Source organism: Frankia sp. CcI49, from assembly GCF_001983215.1.
GTDB classification, from domain to species: domain Bacteria; phylum Actinomycetota; class Actinomycetes; order Frankiales; family Frankiaceae; genus Parafrankia; species Parafrankia irregularis.
The window spans coordinates 176743-195153 of record NZ_MOWP01000035.1; the positions used below are offsets into that span (position 1 = coordinate 176743).

General features: G+C 72.0%; 16 protein-coding genes. 8 read left to right on the forward strand and 8 right to left on the reverse strand.

Going from position 1 to position 18411, the window contains the following annotated elements:
- Positions 1-40: 40 nt before the first annotated feature.
- Entirely contained in the window at positions 41-952 is a 912-nt protein-coding gene (locus CcI49_RS31215) for a Dyp-type peroxidase (RefSeq protein ID WP_076832541.1), read from the forward strand.
- Between the two features lie 30 nt (positions 953-982).
- Here CcI49_RS31215 and CcI49_RS43745 read toward each other — a convergent pair whose 3' ends face one another.
- The 3 genes from CcI49_RS43745 to CcI49_RS31230 all read right to left on the reverse strand — a co-directional run bounded on the left by CcI49_RS43745 (position 983) and on the right by CcI49_RS31230 (position 3069).
- Positions 983-1516: a metalloregulator ArsR/SmtB family transcription factor gene (locus CcI49_RS43745; protein WP_241840346.1), complete on the reverse strand. Its 534-nt coding sequence runs from the start codon at positions 1514-1516 to the stop codon at positions 983-985.
- Positions 1517-2191, reverse strand: a complete 675-nt coding sequence (locus tag CcI49_RS31225; protein WP_054568165.1) for an SRPBCC family protein — start codon at positions 2189-2191, stop codon at positions 1517-1519.
- Between the two features lie 272 nt (positions 2192-2463).
- A complete protein-coding gene (locus CcI49_RS31230; protein ID WP_158230845.1) occupies positions 2464-3069 on the reverse strand; it encodes a TlpA disulfide reductase family protein in 606 nt (201 codons plus the stop codon).
- A gap of 113 nt (positions 3070-3182) precedes the next feature.
- Here CcI49_RS31230 and CcI49_RS42790 point away from each other — a divergent pair, with 113 nt between their 5' ends.
- A complete protein-coding gene (locus CcI49_RS42790; RefSeq protein WP_054568167.1) occupies positions 3183-4058 on the forward strand; it encodes a PASTA domain-containing protein in 876 nt (291 codons plus the stop codon).
- Positions 4059-4195: 137 nt separating this feature from the next.
- Entirely contained in the window at positions 4196-5095 is a 900-nt protein-coding gene (locus CcI49_RS31240; protein WP_083749836.1) for a PfkB family carbohydrate kinase, read from the forward strand.
- 71 nt (positions 5096-5166) lie between these two features.
- Here the strand turns inward: CcI49_RS31240 and CcI49_RS44270 are convergent, their stop codons facing one another.
- The 5 genes from CcI49_RS44270 to CcI49_RS31265 all read right to left on the reverse strand — a co-directional run bounded on the left by CcI49_RS44270 (position 5167) and on the right by CcI49_RS31265 (position 12742).
- Positions 5167-7866 (reverse strand): biotin/lipoyl-binding protein, encoded by a 2700-nt coding sequence (locus CcI49_RS44270; protein ID WP_076832630.1) that lies wholly within the window; start codon positions 7864-7866, stop codon positions 5167-5169.
- Positions 7859-8920, reverse strand: coding sequence for a hypothetical protein (locus CcI49_RS31250; RefSeq protein ID WP_241840347.1), 1062 nt, complete (start codon positions 8918-8920; stop codon positions 7859-7861). Before CcI49_RS31250 ends, CcI49_RS44270 begins: the two co-directional genes overlap by 8 nt.
- A gap of 27 nt (positions 8921-8947) precedes the next feature.
- Positions 8948-10183, reverse strand: coding sequence for an ABC transporter permease (locus CcI49_RS31255; protein ID WP_076832551.1), 1236 nt, complete (start codon positions 10181-10183; stop codon positions 8948-8950).
- Positions 10183-10953 (reverse strand): ABC transporter ATP-binding protein, encoded by a 771-nt coding sequence (locus CcI49_RS31260; RefSeq protein WP_235498148.1) that lies wholly within the window; start codon positions 10951-10953, stop codon positions 10183-10185. Before CcI49_RS31260 ends, CcI49_RS31255 begins: the two co-directional genes overlap by 1 nt.
- Before the next feature lie 307 nt (positions 10954-11260).
- Positions 11261-12742 (reverse strand): biotin/lipoyl-binding protein, encoded by a 1482-nt coding sequence (locus tag CcI49_RS31265; RefSeq protein WP_076832639.1) that lies wholly within the window; start codon positions 12740-12742, stop codon positions 11261-11263.
- Between the two features lie 396 nt (positions 12743-13138).
- On the opposite strand from CcI49_RS31265, the gene CcI49_RS31270 reads away from it, so the two are divergent.
- The 5 genes from CcI49_RS31270 (at position 13139) to CcI49_RS31295 (ending at position 18196) form a co-directional block, all read left to right on the forward strand.
- Positions 13139-13543, forward strand: coding sequence for a PPOX class F420-dependent oxidoreductase (locus CcI49_RS31270; RefSeq protein WP_054568171.1), 405 nt, complete (start codon positions 13139-13141; stop codon positions 13541-13543).
- Positions 13544-14183: 640 nt separating this feature from the next.
- Positions 14184-14984, forward strand: coding sequence for a membrane protein insertion efficiency factor YidD (yidD, locus tag CcI49_RS42795; protein ID WP_198955690.1), 801 nt, complete (start codon positions 14184-14186; stop codon positions 14982-14984).
- A gap of 174 nt (positions 14985-15158) precedes the next feature.
- Positions 15159-16259 (forward strand): AMP-binding protein, encoded by a 1101-nt coding sequence (locus CcI49_RS31285; protein WP_076832559.1) that lies wholly within the window; start codon positions 15159-15161, stop codon positions 16257-16259.
- Positions 16259-17644 (forward strand): aldehyde dehydrogenase family protein, encoded by a 1386-nt coding sequence (locus tag CcI49_RS31290; RefSeq protein ID WP_054568173.1) that lies wholly within the window; start codon positions 16259-16261, stop codon positions 17642-17644. The genes CcI49_RS31285 and CcI49_RS31290 overlap by 1 nt, the downstream gene beginning before the upstream one ends.
- A 69-nt stretch (positions 17645-17713) precedes the next feature.
- On the forward strand, positions 17714-18196 hold the full coding sequence (locus CcI49_RS31295) for an acyl-CoA thioesterase (RefSeq protein WP_076832563.1): 483 nt from the start codon (positions 17714-17716) through the stop codon (positions 18194-18196).
- The last annotated feature ends 215 nt before the right edge of the window (positions 18197-18411 follow it).

Consider the following 18411-nt stretch of genomic DNA (forward strand, 5'->3'; position numbering starts at 1 on the left):
TGCACGCATGCCAGGTCAGATGGGGTGGAGGGCGGTACGGGTGACACAGCCGGGGATCTTCGGGCTCGGTACTCCGGAGCACTGCTATCTGGAGTTCTCGCTGCACCAGGACGCGTCCGCCGCCGATCTGGTCAAGGCGGTCGCGGGCCTGAGCGACCCGCTGTCGACCGGCGGCGGGGTGAACCTCGTTGTGGGCTTCCGGCCCGAGCTGTGGGCACAGGTCGCACCGGACGAGCTGCCTCCGGACGTCCGGAGCTTCACCGAACCGATCGTCGGCACCGACGGTTTCCAGATGCCGGCCACCCAGCGGGACGCCTGGGTGTGGGTCGCGGGCGGCGACCGCACGGCGGTGTTCAACAACAGCCGCAACGTCATCGCCGCCCTCGCCGACATCGCGTCGGTGGCCAGCGAGGTCACCGGCTGGGGATACGAGCACAACCGTGACCTGACCGGCTTCATCGACGGGACGGAGAACCCGTCCCTGCTGGTGGCGCCGAATGTCGCGGTCGTGGGGGCGGGCGGGCCGGGTGCCGGCAGCAGCGTGCTGCTGTTCCAGCAGTGGCGGCACGACTCCGACGCCTTCCAGGCCCTGCCCGTCGAGGAGCAGGAGCGGGTGATCGGGCGGACGAAAGCCGACAGCGTCGAGCTGGACGAGGACGTCATGCCCGCCACCTCGCACGTCTCGCGGACCGTCGTCGAGGAGGACGGCGAGGAGCTGAAGATCTTCCGCCGGAACACGGCCTACGGCGCCGCGACCGAGCACGGCACGATGTTCGTCGGCTTCAGCCGCGAGCAGCGGGTGCTCGACATCATGCTGCGCCGGATGGCCGGCGCCTACGACGATGGCCTGCGCGACGAGCTCACCCGCTACTCGACGCCGGTGAGCGGCGCCTACTACCTGATCCCGTCGGTGGCCGCGCTGAGCCGTTTCGCCCCCGAAGACGAGGACTGAGCGGGCCGGGGGCCGAGTCAGCCAGGCCATCTACGCCCCGGGGCGCTCGGCCGGCCGCGGCGCCGGTCGCGGCGCCGGCTCGGCGATGGGGCCGGACCGGCGTGCCCGCCGGCCGCGTGCGATCTCGGTGGCCAGTGCGTCGAGGGGCTGGACGAACTGGGCGAGTGGATCAGCGTCGCATGCAGCGGACTCAACGGGCTCGCCTGACACGGCCACCGGGTCGACTGGCACCGCCGCCGGGTCCGCTGGCACGGCCACCGGGTCGACTGCCCGGGAGGTCGCGGCCTCCCGGGCGGCGCGCGCGAGGCGGGTGAACCAGTCCTGGGCGGCCTCGAGCCCGGCTGGGTCGAGGGCGTAGAAGCGGCGGGCGCCCGCGGCCCGCACAGTCACCAGGCCCGCGTCGCGTAGCACCCGTAAATGCTGCGAGACGGCGGGCTGGGAGATCTGCGCGTCGGCTCGCAGCGCCTCGACGACGGCCCCCGCCGGCTGCTCTCCACCCGCGGCCAGCAGCTCCAGAATCCGTCGGCGGGTCGGTTCGCCGAGCGCGTCGAGGGCGAGGTCCACCTAGTTCCCGGAACCCGAGGAACCCTCGGAGTCCGAGGGTTCCTCGGGCAGGGTTGTGTAGAAGGCGACCGTCCGCCCCGCGGCGTCGTGGGCCGGGCCGGGCTCGTCGCCGTCGCTGACAGCGGCGTCTGCCCAGCCGGCGGCTGACCTGCGGACGAACTCGATCCCTTCGGGCGAGGTGGGAAAGGTGATCGCGATCGTCGGGTCGACCGGCGCGCCGCTTTCCAGGTGCAGGCCGAGGCCCATCAGCGCGAGGTCCCAGCCGACGCCGACCGCACCCGGGCCGAACTGCCCCCACATCTGCGGGTCGACCGGTGCCTCATGGACAAGCTCCAGTGTGGTGCCCCGGCCAGCCGGGGCGAGCGTGATCTCCAGCCACGACATCATCTCCCCGAACTCCCAGGTCACGGCGAACGAGTCGGGTGCGGTGCAGCGTTCGACCACGCCACCGGCGTTGCCTTCGAGCTGGTAGCGCCCACCGACCTCAAGGTCTCCGCTGACGGGCAGGAACCATCGCGGGATGCGCTCGGGGCTGGTCAGCGCCTCCCAGAGGTCGAGCTGGTCGGTGGGATAGGTGCGGCGAGCCACGACAATCCTGGTCGCGGCCCCGTCCCGGGTGCCGCTTCGAACCTCTCGGACTACCAGCCCGGCCGTGGCCGCGGGATCAGCGATCATAACCTCACCCTATAAGCATGGTCTTATATTTCAAGCGTATGCGCCTGCCGGTTGTCGGGCGAGTTCGGCGGGCCGCGTCCGCATCGACACGCCCCGGCGGTCGCGCTGGCAGCGCGGACGAGGTCATGGGCGGTTCGGGCGGTTCCGCGGAACCGTGAACCGCCCGATGCGGTTCCGCGGAACCGCCCGACCGATGCGGTTCCGCGGAGCAACCACACCGCGCGGTTCCGCGGAACCGCCCCTCGTCAGGGGTTCCCCGGAACCATCCCTCGTCAGATGAGCCCGGCGATGACGGCGTTGAGGGATGCGGACGTCACGGCGCTGAACAGTCGCGCCGCGATCCGCCCGTCGGAATCGAGCACGAAGGTTGTCGGCAGGCCCGGAACGTTCCAGCGCGCCGCCACAGTGCCCCGCTCGTCGACGATGTTCGGGTAGTGCACGGCGTTGTCACGCACGAAGGCCCGGGCGGCGGCGGAACCGTCGGCCTCCCGGTTCACGCCGATGAAGGCGACCTCCGGATGTGTCTGCGCCATCTCGACCAGCGCCTTCGTCTCCGCCCTGCACGGCCCGCACCAGGAGGCCCAGAAATTGACCACGGCCGGACGGCCGCGAATGGACGAGAGGTCGAACGCGTCTGCGGTGAGGGTCCGGCCGGACATGGCCGGCGCCGGCTTCCGGTCAGCGGCCGGAATCACCTCGGCGGCGCCGCCCAGCGATCCGCGTTCGGCGCGGCCACCCGCCGAACCACCGGCAGAACCGTCCGCCGTGCTCGCCCCGGGCGAGCATCCCGCGAATGCCAGTACCAGGCTGGCCCCGACCACCAGTGCGAGAACTGCCAGGCGAGCGGATCCCGGTAGTAACCGTCGTTCGTTCCCCACAGCAGAGCACCTCATCGCCATTCCAGCCAGACCACTTCTACAAGACGTAGAAGCTACCGAACCGGAATTGCACCGGTCTCGCGCCGGTACAGGCGTCAGGTTATCCTGACATCATGAGCAAGAGCGGAAGTCCGTGGCAGGACGCCCGCCGCGCTTGGGAACACCTCGCCGGCTGGCATCGCACCCCCTCGAATCCACCCGCCGACAACCCCCGCAACACCGATAACCCCGATGACCTCGATAACCCCGACAGTCCCGGAGAAGCGGCGCTGGAGGCACTGACCGACATCGGCACGGTGCGCAGACTGCTCGATCAGGTCGAGCTGGACGCGGTCCGCTCCGCCCGGCGGGAACGCAGGTCCTGGGCGGAGATCGCGATTCGGCTCGGCGTCAGCCGGCAGTCCGCCTGGGAACGCTGGCACGAGCTCGACGATGAGATCGCGGGCCCGCGTCCGCCCGCAGGCACCAGCGGGGAAGCCGGCGGCAAGGGCACCGGTGGCAACGCCAGCGGCGCCGCGAGTGGCCAGCCCGGCGACGCTCCCGACGAGAACGCCACGCAGAGCCGACGGCGCTCACTGCGCTTCGGAACGGAATCTCTACTGGGCCGGGCGGCGAGCGAGATGCTGCAGGACGCGACCGACCAGCTCTCGGACGCGCGGCGGCGGCCACGGCGGCACTCCCGCGTCGTACCGAGCGTGATCGGCCTTTCCTGGGACGATGCGCGCGCCAAGCTCTCCGGGGTAAGCCTGATCGGGGTCGGGCCGGACCCCGACGGCCCGCCGCTCCCCGTCGACGCGCTCGACTCCGGTTCGGTCGTGGTGAGCCAGGTTCCCGCCGCCGGCACCCGGGTGGCGATCGGCACGATGGTGCGGCTCAGCCTCGGGCCCGGCGGCGGCTCCGCGGGCGTGCGCGAGCCTCGGCGGCCGGTGCCGTCACCGATCCCCGCCCGCGAGATGCACCCCGAGCCTGCCGACGAGGCGGTCGGCTGACCCGCCGCGAAGGCAGCGGGCACAGCGGTGACCGCGGCGATGCCAGCCAGGGCGGCCACAGCGATGACGGCCGCGGAAGCTTCCTCGTCGCGGGCGCCTACCTGCTCGACTGCCTGATCAGCACGCCCCGGCTACCGGTGTGGGGGGACGACCTGCGCGCCGACGCGATCCGGACCGCCCCCGGTGGAAAGGCCCTCAACCAGGCCGTCACCCTCGCCCGGCTCGGTGCGCGGGTGACGGCCCTGGGATGCGTCGGAGCCGACGCGGTCGGCGCGGCCATCCGGGGTGCCCTCGCCGCCGAGGGCATCGACACCGCCGCGATGGCGGTCGTCCCGGGCCTGCCGACTCCGGTCTGCGTCGTCTACTCCCGCGCCGACGGGGAGAACGCCTTCGTGTGGCAGGTGCCGGACGCCTTCGCCGTCACCGCCGATCTCGTCACCGCCGCCCTCGCCGAAACCGGCCCGGCCGCGGGCGCGGGCGCGGCGCGGCCACCGGAGGCGCTGTTCGTCACGCTCGACGCCCCTGAGCACATCGGGGGCGTGCTGAGTGCGGCCGGGGAGCACGGCCTACGTGTGGTGGTGAATCCGGCGCCGCTGCCGGCGGACCTGTCGGTCGTCGGCGGGATCGCGTGGGAGCAGGTCGACATCCTGGTTCCCAACGAGGCCGAGGCACGGGCCCTGCTCGCGTCTCGGCGAGGTGCGCACGGGCCCGCCGCGCATCTCGCCGACGCCATCGCCGACGAGCTGGGCGTGGAAACGGTCTGCGTGACCCTCGCCGAGCGCGGGTGCGTCCTGCGGATCGACGGGAGCAGCACCGCCGTCCCCGCGCCACCCGCCGAGGTCGTCGACACCACTGCGGCCAGCGACGCCTTCACCGCGGTGCTCTGCGCCCAGCTTCTCACCGGTGCCGGTGCCCAGGCGGCCGTCCGCCGGGCCCAGCACGCCGCCGCGCTCACCATCAGCCGCCCCGGTGCCTACGAGGCCCTTCCCACCCAGGCTGAGCTACGCGGCTGGCCCGACGAGGAAAGCGACCGGTAGCGGCGGCACCAACCGCTGCTACCGGTCGCCTCACTCCGTCAGGTCACCGGTCGCCGGTCACCGGTCGCCGGTCAGCGGCCACCGCCTCCACCGGGGACGCCGCCGGCGAATCCACCGCCCGCGAAGCCACCGCCGGCGCCGCCGGGGAACGTCCCGCCGCCGCTGTTGCTGCTGCTGCCGCCGAACAGTCCGCCGCTGTTGGACGAGTCGTCCGAATCGTCGGAGGGCAGCGCGGCGTTGACGTCGGCGAGGACGACCTGGTCACCGGCTTCGAGTCCGGAGGTCACCTCGGTCCGTTCGGGGCCGGTCGCGCCGATCTGCACCTGGACGGCCGTCGCCTTGCCGTCCTTCAGCACGTTGACCGTGGTCAGCTGGCCGGTGCGGTGCACCGCGGACGTCGGCACGGTCAGGACGTCCCTGACCTCCTTGACCGTGATCGACACGCTGGCGCCGGTGCCGTCATAGAGGTTGGCGCTGCTCGGCTTCAGCACGATCCTGACCGGATAGGTCGTGGTCGACCCGGTGCTGCTGTTCAGCGCGCCGATCGACGACACCGTGCCGGTCAGGGGCTCCTTGACACCGTCGACGGTGATGGTCGCCGGGTTGGACACCTTCACCGTGTCGACGGCGGACAGCGGGACCGTCGTGGTGATCTGCTTGTCGCCTTCGCCGAGCACGGTGATGGTCGCGCTCGACGAGAACGAGCTGACCTCGCCGCCGACGGCGACCGAGATGGCGCCGACCGTCCCGCTGATCGGGCTGGTGAGCGTGGCGCCGTTCAGGTTCGCCTGGGCCACCGTGACCTGCGCGGCCGCCGCGTCGATGGCGGCCTGGTCGGCGGCGAGCTGCTCGGCGGTGGCCACCTGGGTCGTCCGCGTCGACGAACCGCCGCCCGTGACGCCGGACATCGCGCCACCGGAGGTGGAGCCGCTGCCACCGGAGGCGCTGAAGCCCGAACCACCGGTACTACCGGTGCCACCAGTCGTGCCGGTACCGCCAGTGCCGCCGGTGGTACCAGTGCCGCCGGTCGTGGATCCGCCGGTGCCGCTGGTCGCCCCACGCCCGTCCGTGCCAGGAGTCGCGCTCTGCGTCGCCGTCGAGCCGGTGCCGCCGGAGGGGCTGGCTGCCGCGGACGGGCGGCTACCGGTGCCCGTCCCAGTACCCGCACCGCTGCCGGTACCCGCACCGCTGCCGGTCGAGCCCGTCGCGGACGGTTTCGGGGAGGGAGCGGTCGAGGGCCGGCCACCCGTACCGGAGCCATCCGTACCGGAGCCGCCCGTACCGGAGCCGCCCGTACCGGAGCCGCCCGTACCGGAGCCGCCCGTGCCGGAGCCGTTCGTGCCCGGAGCGGACGTCCCGCCGGGGGACGGCGAGGTCGACGGAGGCGAGGTCTGCGGCCCGCCTGATCCGCCGCCGGCGCTGCTCAGCGCGCTGACGGCCTTGTCAAGGTTGGTCTTCGCCGAGGCGAGACGCGAGGTCAGGGAGGCCAGGTTCGACCCGCCCGACGCACCGGACGACCCGCTGAACCTGGTCACGAGCGCGTTGATCGCGTTCTGGCACTGCGTGACGTCGATGGTGCCGGTGCCGCCCGCCTGCTGGATCTTCACGGTGTACTCGGCACCGGCCTTCAGCCCGGTGAAGGTGTACGAGCCGGTCCTGGTCGCGATGACGGAGCCGTTGCGGCTCAGCGTCACCTTGTCCTGGTCGCCGACGGTGCCGCTGATCGTGCCGGCCGTGGTCGGCGTCGCGGTGAAGGAGATCGGGGCGGGCGCGGCGCCACTGCCCACTGCGCAGCCGCCGCCCTGGGCGGTCAGCGCGGTCAGGTCGGCACCGAGATCCGCCAGCACGCTGTCCAGCTCCGACTGGGCGGCGATCACGTCCTGCTGTGCCGCGGTCACCGCGGTCGCCAGCGCGCTCGGCTTCCCGGGGGTGGTCGTCGTCGCGGCCGCAGTCGTGGTCGTGGCGGCGGTGTTCGCGGCGGTGGTGTTCGCGGCGGTGCGGATGGCGGCGCCCGTGGAGACGCTCACGATCCGTCCCGCCGAGACCGTGGCCACGACCCGTCCGGTCTCCAGGCTCGTCAGCTGCACACCGGTGGAACCGCCAGACCCGCCGGAGCCGGGGGCCGCGGTGGAACCGGACGCGGAGTTCGCCAGCAGGCTGACCGCGCCGTCCGACGACCCGGAGGTCAGGTTCGTCGACCCGCCCTGCGAGCCGCCGCTGCTGCTGGACGTCTGCCCGGAGGCGTCGTTCGCCAGCGTCAGCTTCGCGTCGGCCAGGTTCTGGTTCGCCGTGTTGAGCGCGACCTGCAGCGCGGCCGGGTCCAGATAGGCGAGCACCTGCCCGGCGCTGACCTTGTCGCCGATCTGCACCGGCACCGAGGTCACCGTCCCGCTGACCGGGAAGGCGAGGGTCGCCGTGTTGACCGTGCTCAGGGTTCCGACCGAGGTCAGGGTCTGGGTGACCGACGCGGTGCTCGCGGCGGCGAGCCGGTAGGAGGGGCCGTCATCCCCGCTGGTCGCGAGCCCCGTGCCCACTCCTGCCGCGACGACCACCACCGCGGTCACCGCAACGGCCACGCCCTTGCGCCGGGGCTTCGGCCGGCGCCGCCGGCTCCGCATCGCAGTGGAGTCCGGCCGGGCCCGCACCGCACCGTCAGCCGGCACAGCACCATCGGCCGGCACCGCACCATCGGCCGGCACCGCACCGTCAGCCGCCGGCACCGCACCGTCGGCCGGAACGGCACCGTGGGCAACGGCGACGTCCTCAGCCATTGGCAGTCCCGTTGCCGTTGGAGCCGTTGCCGCCCGCACCGCCGCCGCCGAACCCGCCACCGCCGCCGAACCCGCCGGCACCGAAACCGGTCGTGCAGGTTCCGTTCGTCGCGTCGCTCAGCGCGATCCGGGTCGCGGTCACGGTGCCGGTGTCGTCGGTGTCGCCGTTCACGACCGCGCACCGCCCGACCGTCGCCGCGTCGGCGGCCGCCGTGGCCGACTTGGTGTAGGTGGTGCTGCCGTCCACGAGCACCGTGTAGGTGACGGTCTCGTTGCTGCCGAAGCTGGTGCCCGAGACGGTGATCGTGGAGCCGGAGACCGCCGTCACCTCGCCCGTCGCCCGCCCACCGAACCCGCCGCCGCCTCCGGGCGCGCCCTGACCACCGTTGCCGCCGCCACCGAAGCCACCGCCCTGGCCGCCAGGCGCACCGCTCGGCATCGCGGTCGGCATACCACTCGGCATACCGCTGGGCATACCGCTCGGCCGGGTGCCGCCGCCGAAGCCGCTGGTGCAGGAGCCGTCGGTCGGCTGGCTGATCGACACGGTCGTGGCCGTGAAGGACGTCGGCATGGCCGTCGGCTGCGCCGTGGACCGCGCGCTGGGCGTGCCGGAGGCCTGCGTGCCACCCGCGGACACGCTCGCCGCGGTGACGCACACGCCGGTCGTGACATCACCCAGGGCCGCCGAGACGGTCTGGGTGAACGTGGTGCTGTCGCCGAACTTCACCGCGACCTGGCCGGACTGCTGGTTCTGCACCTGCATGGTGCCCGAGTCGACCGCCGCGATGAGTCCGGAAGCGGCCGCGCCGCCGGCCCGGCCGCCGCCGTTGCCCTGCCCGGTCTGCCCGCCGCCCTGCTCGCCCTGCGCGTTGGACGTCCCGGAGGAGCCACCGCAGCCGGCCAGCACCGCGGTCAGCACGGCGGCGGACGCGACGGCGACGACGACGGACGCGCGACGACGCGCAGGACGACGTCCACCGGTCGACGAGCCGGATGACCCGGTCGACGGCACGGACCCGGTCGACGGCACGGAAGTGGGAGCCTGGCCAGTCATGATCTTTGTCCTCGTCATGGTCGGCGACTAGTCGCTGCGGAGCGCGTCGATGGGAGCCAGTCGGGCGGCCCGGCTGGCGGGGTAGACACCGAAGGCGACGCCGATGGCCACGGCGACGGCGAGGGAGCCGAACACCGCCCACCAGACGATGGCCACCGAGTTGTCGATGAACTGGGGCAGTACCAGGGCCCCGGTGATACCCAGCAGGGCACCGACCGCGCCGCCGACGAGGCTGAGCAGCGACGCCTCGATCAGGAACTGCCGCCGGATCGCGGCGGGCGGTGCGCCCAGGGCCTTGCGCAGCCCGATCTCACGGGTGCGCTCGGTCACCGAGACCAGCATGATGTTCATGAYGCCGATGCCACCCACCAGCAGCGACAGCGCCGCGATGCCGGCCAGCAGCACGGTGAGCGTCTTGCTCACGGACGTCGCCGTGTCGAGCAGCGAGTCCTGGGTGGTGATCGTGAAGTCCGCGCTGGACGAGTCCGTGATGCTGTGCTGGTTCAGCAGCAGGTTGTTGGCTTCCTGGTAGGCCGCCGACAGCGTGTCCGACGAGGTCGCCTTGATGTAGATGGTCGAGACCGAGTTGCGGGTCGTCCCGCCGAACAGCCGGTTCGCCCCGGTCGACATCGGCACGATGGCCTGGTCGTCGAGGTTGCTCGAGCTGTCCGACCCGGCCGATTCGAGCACCCCGATGACCTGGAACGCGATGTTGTTGATCGTCACGCTCTGGCCGACCGGGCTGCGCCGGCCGAACAGCTCCGTCGCCGTGTCCGAAGCCAGGACGGTGACCGCCGCCGACTGGGCTTCGTCCGTCGTGGTGATGAAGCGRCCCTCGGTGAGGGTGCGGCTGCGCACGGGCAGCCAGTCCGGGGTCGTGCCGACCACGGTGGTCGTCCAGTTCGTCGAACCGTTCAGCAGCGACATGGAGCTCTGCTTGATCGGGGCGACGCCCTCGATGTCGGGGGCGGCCGTCTTCGACGTCAGCGCGGTCGCGTCGGCCGTGGTCAGGGTCGACGAGGAACCGAACCCGCCGCGCAGGCCCGTCGACGAGTCCGTCGAGCTGCCCGGCGAGACGATGAGCAGGTTGCTGCCCAGCGAGTTGATCTCCTCCCCGACCTCGTCCTGCGCACCGACACCGAGGCCCACGGTGAGGACCACGGCGGCGATACCGATCAGGATGCCGAGCACCGTCAGCCCGGACCGCAGCCGGTGCGTGCGGATGGCGTCCAGGCCGGTGCGGAGTGTCTCCAGCCAGCCCATCAGCGGGTCGCCGCCTGAGTCGCCGGCTGAGTCGCCGGATGGGCGACCGGCTGGGTCGCCACGGCGGGAGCCGAGCCAGCCACGGAGTCGACGGCGGAGTCGGCCGCGGAGTCGGAATCGATCAGCCCGTCCCGGATCCGAAGCACCCGCCGGGCCCGGTCGGCCACCTCCTGCTCGTGGGTGATTAGGACGATCGTGCGGCCCTGCGCGTGCAGCTCGTCGAAGAGGTTCAGCACGTCGCGGGTCGCCGTCGAGTCCAGGTTGCCGGTCGGCTCGTCGGCGAGGATGAGGGACGGGTCGCCGACCAGCGCGCGGGCCACCGCGACCCGCTGCTGCTGGCCGCCGGAAAGCTCACCGGGCCGGTGCTCGACCCGGTCGGCGAGGCCGACCCGCTCCAGCGCGGCGACGGCCCGGCTGCGGCGGACGTCCCGCCGCTCCCCCCGGTACACCAGCGGCAGCTCGACGTTGCGCCAGGCGGACAGCGACGGCAGCAGGTTGAACTGCTGGAAGACGAACCCGATCCGGCGGTTGCGGATCTCGGCCAGGTCCTCCTCGGTCATCGCGCTGACGTCCTCGCCGGAAAGCCGGTAGGTGCCGCCGGTGAGGACGTCGAGGCAGCCGATGATGTGCATCAACGTCGACTTCCCCGAGCCGGACGGACCGACGATGGCGACGTACTCGCCCTGGCCGATCCGGGTCGAGACACCGCGCAGCGCGGCGACGTCCAGCGCACCGGCCCGGTAGGACTTGGACACCTGGTCCAGCTCGATGACCGGTGGCCCTGCCGCGGTCGCGGTCGCCGCCGCGTCCGTGGTCGCCGCCGCGTCCGTGGTCGCCGCCGCGTCCGTGGTCGCGGCGCCCAGCGGCACCCGAGCCAGCGGCATCGTCGCCGGCTCCTCGTAGGTCACCGGGGTGAACTGGGACGGGACGTCCCGGGACTCAGTGCCCCTGGCCCAGATTTCCGTGTTCGAGGAGTCCGTGGTCGGGGAGTCTGCCGTCGTCGGCGTGTCCGCGAGTCCGTGCTGGGGCGACTCGGCCGCCGCCGCGCGCTCACGCSTGCGCGATCTCCTGGCCATGTCAGTTGCCCCCGCCGGGGAAGCCGCCCCCGCCGCCGGCCGCTCCCCCACTCGGGAAGCTGCCGCCACCGGGGAAACTGCCGGTGCCGCCGCCGAAGCCGCCGTAGCCCTGGCYACCGTTGCGGTTCGTGGTACCGCCGCCGGTGCCGGTGCCACCGGGAACCACACTGATGACGTCGTACTTCACCTGGTCGCCCTCGGACAGGCCGGAGACGATCTGGGTGTAGCCGCCGCTGGCGGTTCCGGTGGTGACCTCGCGGGTCGTCGTCGAGTCACCGGAGACGAGCTTCACGACGGACTTGCCGTCCTGCTGCGTGATCGCGCTGGTCGGGATGACCAGGACGTTGCTGAGCTGCTTGTAGATCAGGGTGACGGTCGCGCTGGCGCCGGAGTGCAGGCCGGTGGGGCTGCCCGTCACCTTGATCACCACGGGGAAGGTCGCGGTCTGGCCGGAGCTGGACGCGATCAGGCCCACCGACTCGACCGTTCCGTAGATCGTGCTGCTGGTCCCGCTCGCGGCCGTGCCCGATCCAGTGCCGGTGCCGGTGCCGGTGCCGGTGCCGCCCGTCGTGCCGCCGCCGCCCGTCGTGCCGCCACTTGTGGTGCCGCCGCCCGCGGTGCCGCCGGCGGCCACACCGCCGTTGCGGGCCGCGAACTGCCCGAAGCCTCCGCCGGTGGTGGTGGAGGAAGAGCTGCTTGAGCTCGGCACGATCGTCGCCTGGTTGCCCTTGGCGATCAGATCGACGCTGTTGGAGTCGACGGTCGCGTTGACGATCCACGAGTCGGTGCTGATGACCGTGATCTGCCCGCTCGTCGACGTGGTGGACGTGCTCCCCGAACCGGTGGACGTCCCGCCGCCCGCGCTCATTCCGCCTGTGCCGCCGCTGCCGCCGCCGGACGACCCGGAGCTGCTCGAGGAGCCGGAGACCTGCTGCCCGACCACCAGGCCCATGCTCGTCACGACGCCGTTGACCGGCGAGGTCATGGTCGCTCCGGCCAGGTCCGTCTCCGCCGAGGTGACGCCGTCCGTCGCGGTCGTGACCGCCGACTCGTCGGCGGCGATCTGCTCGCTGGAGGCGTCGGCGCTCTCGTCGGAGGCGAGCTTCTCCTGGGCGTTGGCCAGCGTCAGCTTCGCCTGGGCGAGGCTGGCGGTCAGCGAGGCCGAGTCGATCGTCGCCAGCTTCTGGCCGACGGTCACCTTGTCGCCCTCGCTCACCAGGACGCTGGTGACCTTGCCGGACGCCGGGAACGTCAGATCGGACTGGGTCGCGGGTGCGATCGTGCCGGTCGTGGAGATCGACTGCTTGATCGTACTGAGCTCCGCCGTCACCGTTCGCGAGGTGACAGTCGGCGTCGCCGCGTCCGCGTCGTCGGATCCACCACGGGTGACCGCGTAGATGATGATGCCGGCGGCGATGACCACCACCACGACCAGCGCGACCAGCAGTCGACGGCGCGCAGCCAGCCGGCCCACGAATGTCATGACCGGGCGCATGGGGCCGGTATCTGTCTCTGCACGTTCGAGAGCTTCTCGAGGACAGCTGTGGCCAGCCCGTGCGGAATCTATGTGTAGGCTATGAATCACCGTTTCCGTTGTTTAGTGCATGGATTTGTGCTGGTAGATCGATGGGCACCCAGATGATCCGGGTTCGGGCGGCGGGCAGACGTTGATCCCACTCCGAAATACCGCACACCGATCCACGGCGACACCACCGGATCGACGAACATCCACCGATCACACACGAACACCGACGGGTCGACCACGCAGGCGACCGGACGTTCCCTCCTGATGCGCTGCCGGACCGAGCCCCGGCGTTCCATCGCCAGTTCCCGGGACGGTGCTTGACCTGAAGCCTGGTTGAGCCTGCAGGATCAGCGCATGATCTTCACCACCGTCGAACTCGCCTATCTGGCCGGGCAGCGCCTCGGCCGGCTGGCCACCGTCGCGCCGGACGGCACACCACAGAACAGCCCGGTCGGTTTCCGGCACAACGCCGCCACCGGCACCATTGACGTGCACGGGTACAACCTGGGCGCCAGCCGCAAGTTCCGCAACGTCGCCGCGACCAGGGTGGTCTCCCTCGTCGTGGACGACATCGCATCGGTGGACCCCTGGCAGGTGCGCGGCCTGGAGATCCGCGGGGAGGCCGACGCCGTCAGCGGCGAGGATCCCCCGGAGGGATACCTGAGCCCGGAGGTGATCCGCATTCGTCCACGGCGGATCATCAGCTGGGGAATCGACCCGGAAGCGCCCGGGATGCAGGCGCGCAACACCTCACTCTGAATCCGGGCACGGCCGACGGCGACTGATTCCTGTTGGTCCGGGGTATGCCCGAGCTGCAGTGAACCTTTTCCGTCGTCAACGCGGACTCGCGGCATCCCTGGCTGTGGAACGTGAGATGGAAAAGGCTCAGTCCGGCCGGAACTTCCTCGATGACATGGCGTTTCATGCGCCGGGGGGAGCAGAGATGGCGTACCGGAAGAGCACCCGATTCCCACTGCTGATCGCCGCTGCCGCACTCGGTTCGGCTCTTTCCGCGGCGCCCGCCCTGGCCGCGCCGGCGTCACCGCCACCTGACCGCGTGCCCACCGCCGCCGGATGTTACTGGCGTCATGTGAGCGGCCACTGGGTCTGGGCGGCCGGAGAACGGCGCTGGGTGCCCCCGCGATCCGTCTGGGTCTGCGGGCGCGGGTGATCCCGGGCCCGGTCGGCGGCCCACCCGCCGACCGGGCCAACCGCCCGTTCCCCAACCGCGCCTCGCCCGTTCTCCGACCACCCCTCGCCCGTTCTCCGACCGCCGCCCCCGACCGCCCACCCGCCGGCGGAACCTGCCACCGGAACCGCCTGCGTAGGAGCCACCGGCGGCGATACGGTCAGCTGCGCCGCGTCGCCTGCGGCACAGGCGAGCCGGAGGCGCCCGCACATGCAGGTCCAGACACCGCGCCGAGACCAGCGGCCCGCACCGACACACGCGCGGCGCACGACCGCGGTCCGCACGGCCACCGACCGCGCGACCGCGAAGCCCGCGGCCACCGAGCCCACCACCGCCGACGGCACGACCACCGTCCACGCCACCACCGACCGCACGGCCACCGACCGCACGGCCACCGAACCCGCGGCCGTGGAGGTGTTCCCCGCGATCGAGGACTCGGCCGGCGGCGGCCCCGGGCCGGACGAGCAGCGTCGTGGGCGCGGACGACGGCTCAGGCAACGGCTTGCGCGATGGCGTGCTCGGCGGCGCGAGCGGCGCCGAGGGCGGCGGCGCTCCTCAGCCGACGCCGACGACGGATGCGACGCTCTCGACGCGTGTGACGGTTGTGACGCCTGCGACGGTTGCGACGGATTTCCCGCCTTTCTCGCTCTGTCGACCTGGTTCACCGTGCTGTCGACGCTGGCAGCCGCCGGTGCCCGCCTTCGCTTCGGCCACACCGCGGGCACCGACCACACCGGACAACACGCCAGCCACGCCAGTCACGCCGGACGCACCGGTGGGTCCGGCGCGCGGTCGGCGTCCGTCCGCGGTGTGCTCGGGGCCATTCACCAGTACCAGCGGTTCGGGTCGCCGCGGATGCGGGCGCGGTGCCGCTACACGCCCACCTGCAGTGCCTTCGCCGCCACGGCGATAACCCGCCACGGGCTGGCCGACGGAGCCGCCCTGACCGCACGCCGGCTGCGCGGCTGCCGGCCGGGGGTCGTTCCGGGCACCGCCGACCCGGTTCCCTAAACCCAGGCGGAAGCAGCAGCGGCAGCGGTGACGGCCGGCAGGCCGCGGGCGGCGACGAGGCCGTGTCGGTCTTACCTCGCGGGGAAGAACCACAACATCGCGGGATGTGAGGGGACAGGTGGTCCGACCTACCTCCCGTGCGGCCGCGTCGTCGTCTGCTTCGAGGGAGGTCCCATGCCACTCCTGGCCGACAAGGTTCTCRATCTGCCGTTTGATGTCGTGCCCGACCCGGAGGAGTTCATCCGGGCGGCGATGGAATGGCATTTCAACCCCGCGACGGGCTCACCGTTCTGGCTGCGGCGAGCGGAGTCCCTCGGGTTCGACCCGCGGGCCGAGATCCGGTCCCATCATGATCTCCGACGTTTCCCGAACGTCCTGYCCGACCTGCGGGACGTCCACGCGGAGGATCTCATTGCGCGGGGGTACGGCGACCGGCCGGACGTCGCCGGGTTCTTCGAGAGCGGCGGCACCACCGGCGCACCCAAACGAGTGGTCCTCATGCGGGAGTGGCAGGACCGCCTGCTACGCCTCCACGAGGACATCCTCGACCGGCACGGCATCCCGCGTGGGCTGAACTGGCTGGGTGTCCTCCCTTCCGGGCCGCACATCATCGGCGCGCTCTTCCGGCTGATCACCGAGCGGCACGGCTCGTACGTGTTCACCATCGACCTCGACCCGCGCTGGGTGAAGAAGCTCATCGCCCAGCGGCGCCTCAACGACGCCGACGCCTATGCCGAGCACATCATCGACCAGGCCGCCGACATCCTGCGCCGGCAGAACGTCGGCGCTCTCAACATCACCCCGCCGCTGCTCGAGCGCCTGTCCCGGCACCGCGACCTGGTCGACCTGGTGAACGAGAAGGTGCGCGCCATCATGTGGGGCGGCGCCCACATGGACGCCGACACGCTGGCGCTGTTCCGCACCGAGGTGTTCCCCGAGACGATCTTCCTGGGCCAGTACGGGAGCACCATGTACCTGGGCTCTGCCGCCGAGCGGCCGAACCTGCCGGTGGAGGCGCCCTGCATCTTCGACCCGTACTCGCCGTACCTCACCTTCGAGGTCGTCAACCCGGACACCCTCGAGCGCGTCGGCTACGGGGACCGGGGCCAGATCCTGGCCAGCCACGTCAGCAAGGGCTTCCTGCTGCCAAACAACCTCGAGCGGGACATGGCGACCCGGATCAAGGCGCTCGACGGCACCGTCGGTGACGCGGTCGCCGACGTCGCCCCGGTCGCGACCTTCGAGAACGAAGCCGTCATCGAGGGGGTCTACTGATGACGTCTGCGGTCAGCTCCCCGGTCGAGCTCGCCGCTCTCGGCCCGGCCGGCGAATATCGGACCAGGAACCAGCAGGCGATCATGGATGTCGCCGGTGCGCAGGTCGCCCAGCTCAGTCTCGTGCCCCCGCTGTACGTCCACCGCACGGTCAGCCAGCTGCGCGCCGCCGACGCCCTGCCCGTCGACGCCTGGACGGAGATCCTCGCCGACGCGGCGAAGCTCTTCGCGAGCGCGACCATCGGCGGGCTGACCGTCGGGGAGTATCAGCGGCTGGTCAGCCGCGTCGGCGGGCTGCCTATCTCGACCGTGCGAGGGGCGACGAGCTCCACCGCCGAATGGATCACGAAGGCCGCCGACACCGTGGCTCGGGCCTGCCCGGTGGGAACAGCCAGCGACTGGCGGGATCCGTCCACCTGGCGTGGGCGGGCGGTCTGGGCCCGCCGCGGCGAGGTGTTCGCGGTCCACGCCGCGGGAAACCATCCGGGCACGCATGCCCTGTGGCCGGAGGCGCTCACGTTGGGATACCGGATCGCCGTCCGCCCCTCGCGCCGTGACCCGTTCACCCCCCACCGGCTCATCACCGCGCTGCGCCTCGCGGGCGCGCCCAACGACCAGGTGGCGCTGCTGCCCACGGACCACGGCGGCGCCGACGCCATCCTGCAGGCCGCCGACCTCGGGATGGTCTACGGCGGCGACGACGTGGTGAGCAGGTTCGGCGCCGACCCGACCGTCCTCATCCAGGGGCCGGGACGGTCGAAGATCCTCATCACCGCCGACGCCGACTGGCGTGATCACCTGGATGTCATCGTCGACTCGGTGGCCCGCGGCGGGGGCACCGGCTGCGTCAACGCGACCGCGGTGTTCGTGGAAGGCGACCCGGCGCCACTGGCCGAGGCCGTCGCCGACCGGCTGGCCCGCCTGCCGAGCCTGCCCCCCGAGGAGGACTCCGCCGCCCTGCCTGTCCAGCCACTGGCGAGCGCCCGGGTCGTCGAGGAGTACCTGGCCCGCAAGGCCGCCGGCACCCGCTCCTGGCTCGGTGGCGACGGCATCGTCGACGAGCTCGGGGACGGCAGCGCGGTGCTGCGGCCCGCCGTCCACGAGCTGGACTCGCCGACCGCCGCGCAGGCGGGGATCGAGCTGTCGTTCCCCTGCGTCTGGATCGCTCCCTGGACCCCCGACGCCGGCATCACCCCGCTGCGGGACTCGCTGGTGCTCACCGTGATGACCCGGGACGGCCGGCTGATCGACCACCTGCTGAACGAGCCGACCATCCGGAACGTCTACCTGGGCGACCAGCCCACCGTCTGGATGGCCGCGGGCGTCCCGCACGACGGGTACCTCGCCGACTTCCTGATGGAGAACAAGGCGTTCATCCGAAGCTGATCGAGACCGGAACGAGACCCACGCCACGCTGATCGCCCCGACGCCGCGGGACGCGATAGAAGGGGAGCTATGGGAGCGAAGTACGACCCGGCGCGGATCCAGCTGGCGAACTACCCGTTCGCCCTCAGCATGCAGCCGCGTTTCGGTGACATGGACAGCCTCGGCCACGTGAACAACGTGGCCATCGCGGCGCTGTTCGAGGAGGCCCGCATCGCGATGAACCGGGCCCTGCTCGGCGCGAACCACGGCGGCCTGCCCCACGAGCGGCGTCCCCTCCCGGTGGTCGCAGCCCGGGTGGAGATCGACTACCTGGGAGAGGTCGCCTACCCCGGTACCTACGAGGTCGGGGTCGGGATCGGCCGGCTCGGCAACACCTCGATCCTGCAGGTGTGTGGGCTGTTCGAGGGCGAGACCTGCCTGGCGCTGTGCGACACCGTCATCGTGCACCGGTCGGAGAACGGCCCCGCCCCGGTACCCGAGCGCGTCCGCGGCGTCCTGGCGTCCATGTCCTTCCCCGCCTCCGCCCAGGTGCCGGCCGGCTCCGACTCCTGACCACCGATGCAAATTCTTTATCGATAGGTAGGGGGCGGGCTGCGCCCACTTGGCCGGCGGGCGATGATTCATCCTGGGCGGCCGTTTTCGCTCGTCGCGTCAAGCTCGACGGTGGCACATTCCCCGTCGAGATACGAATGCGGCCGCACCTCATAACGGCGGCCGGTCGGACTCGTCCACCGGAACACCCCCGGCCGAGGCTGGACCACCCGCCA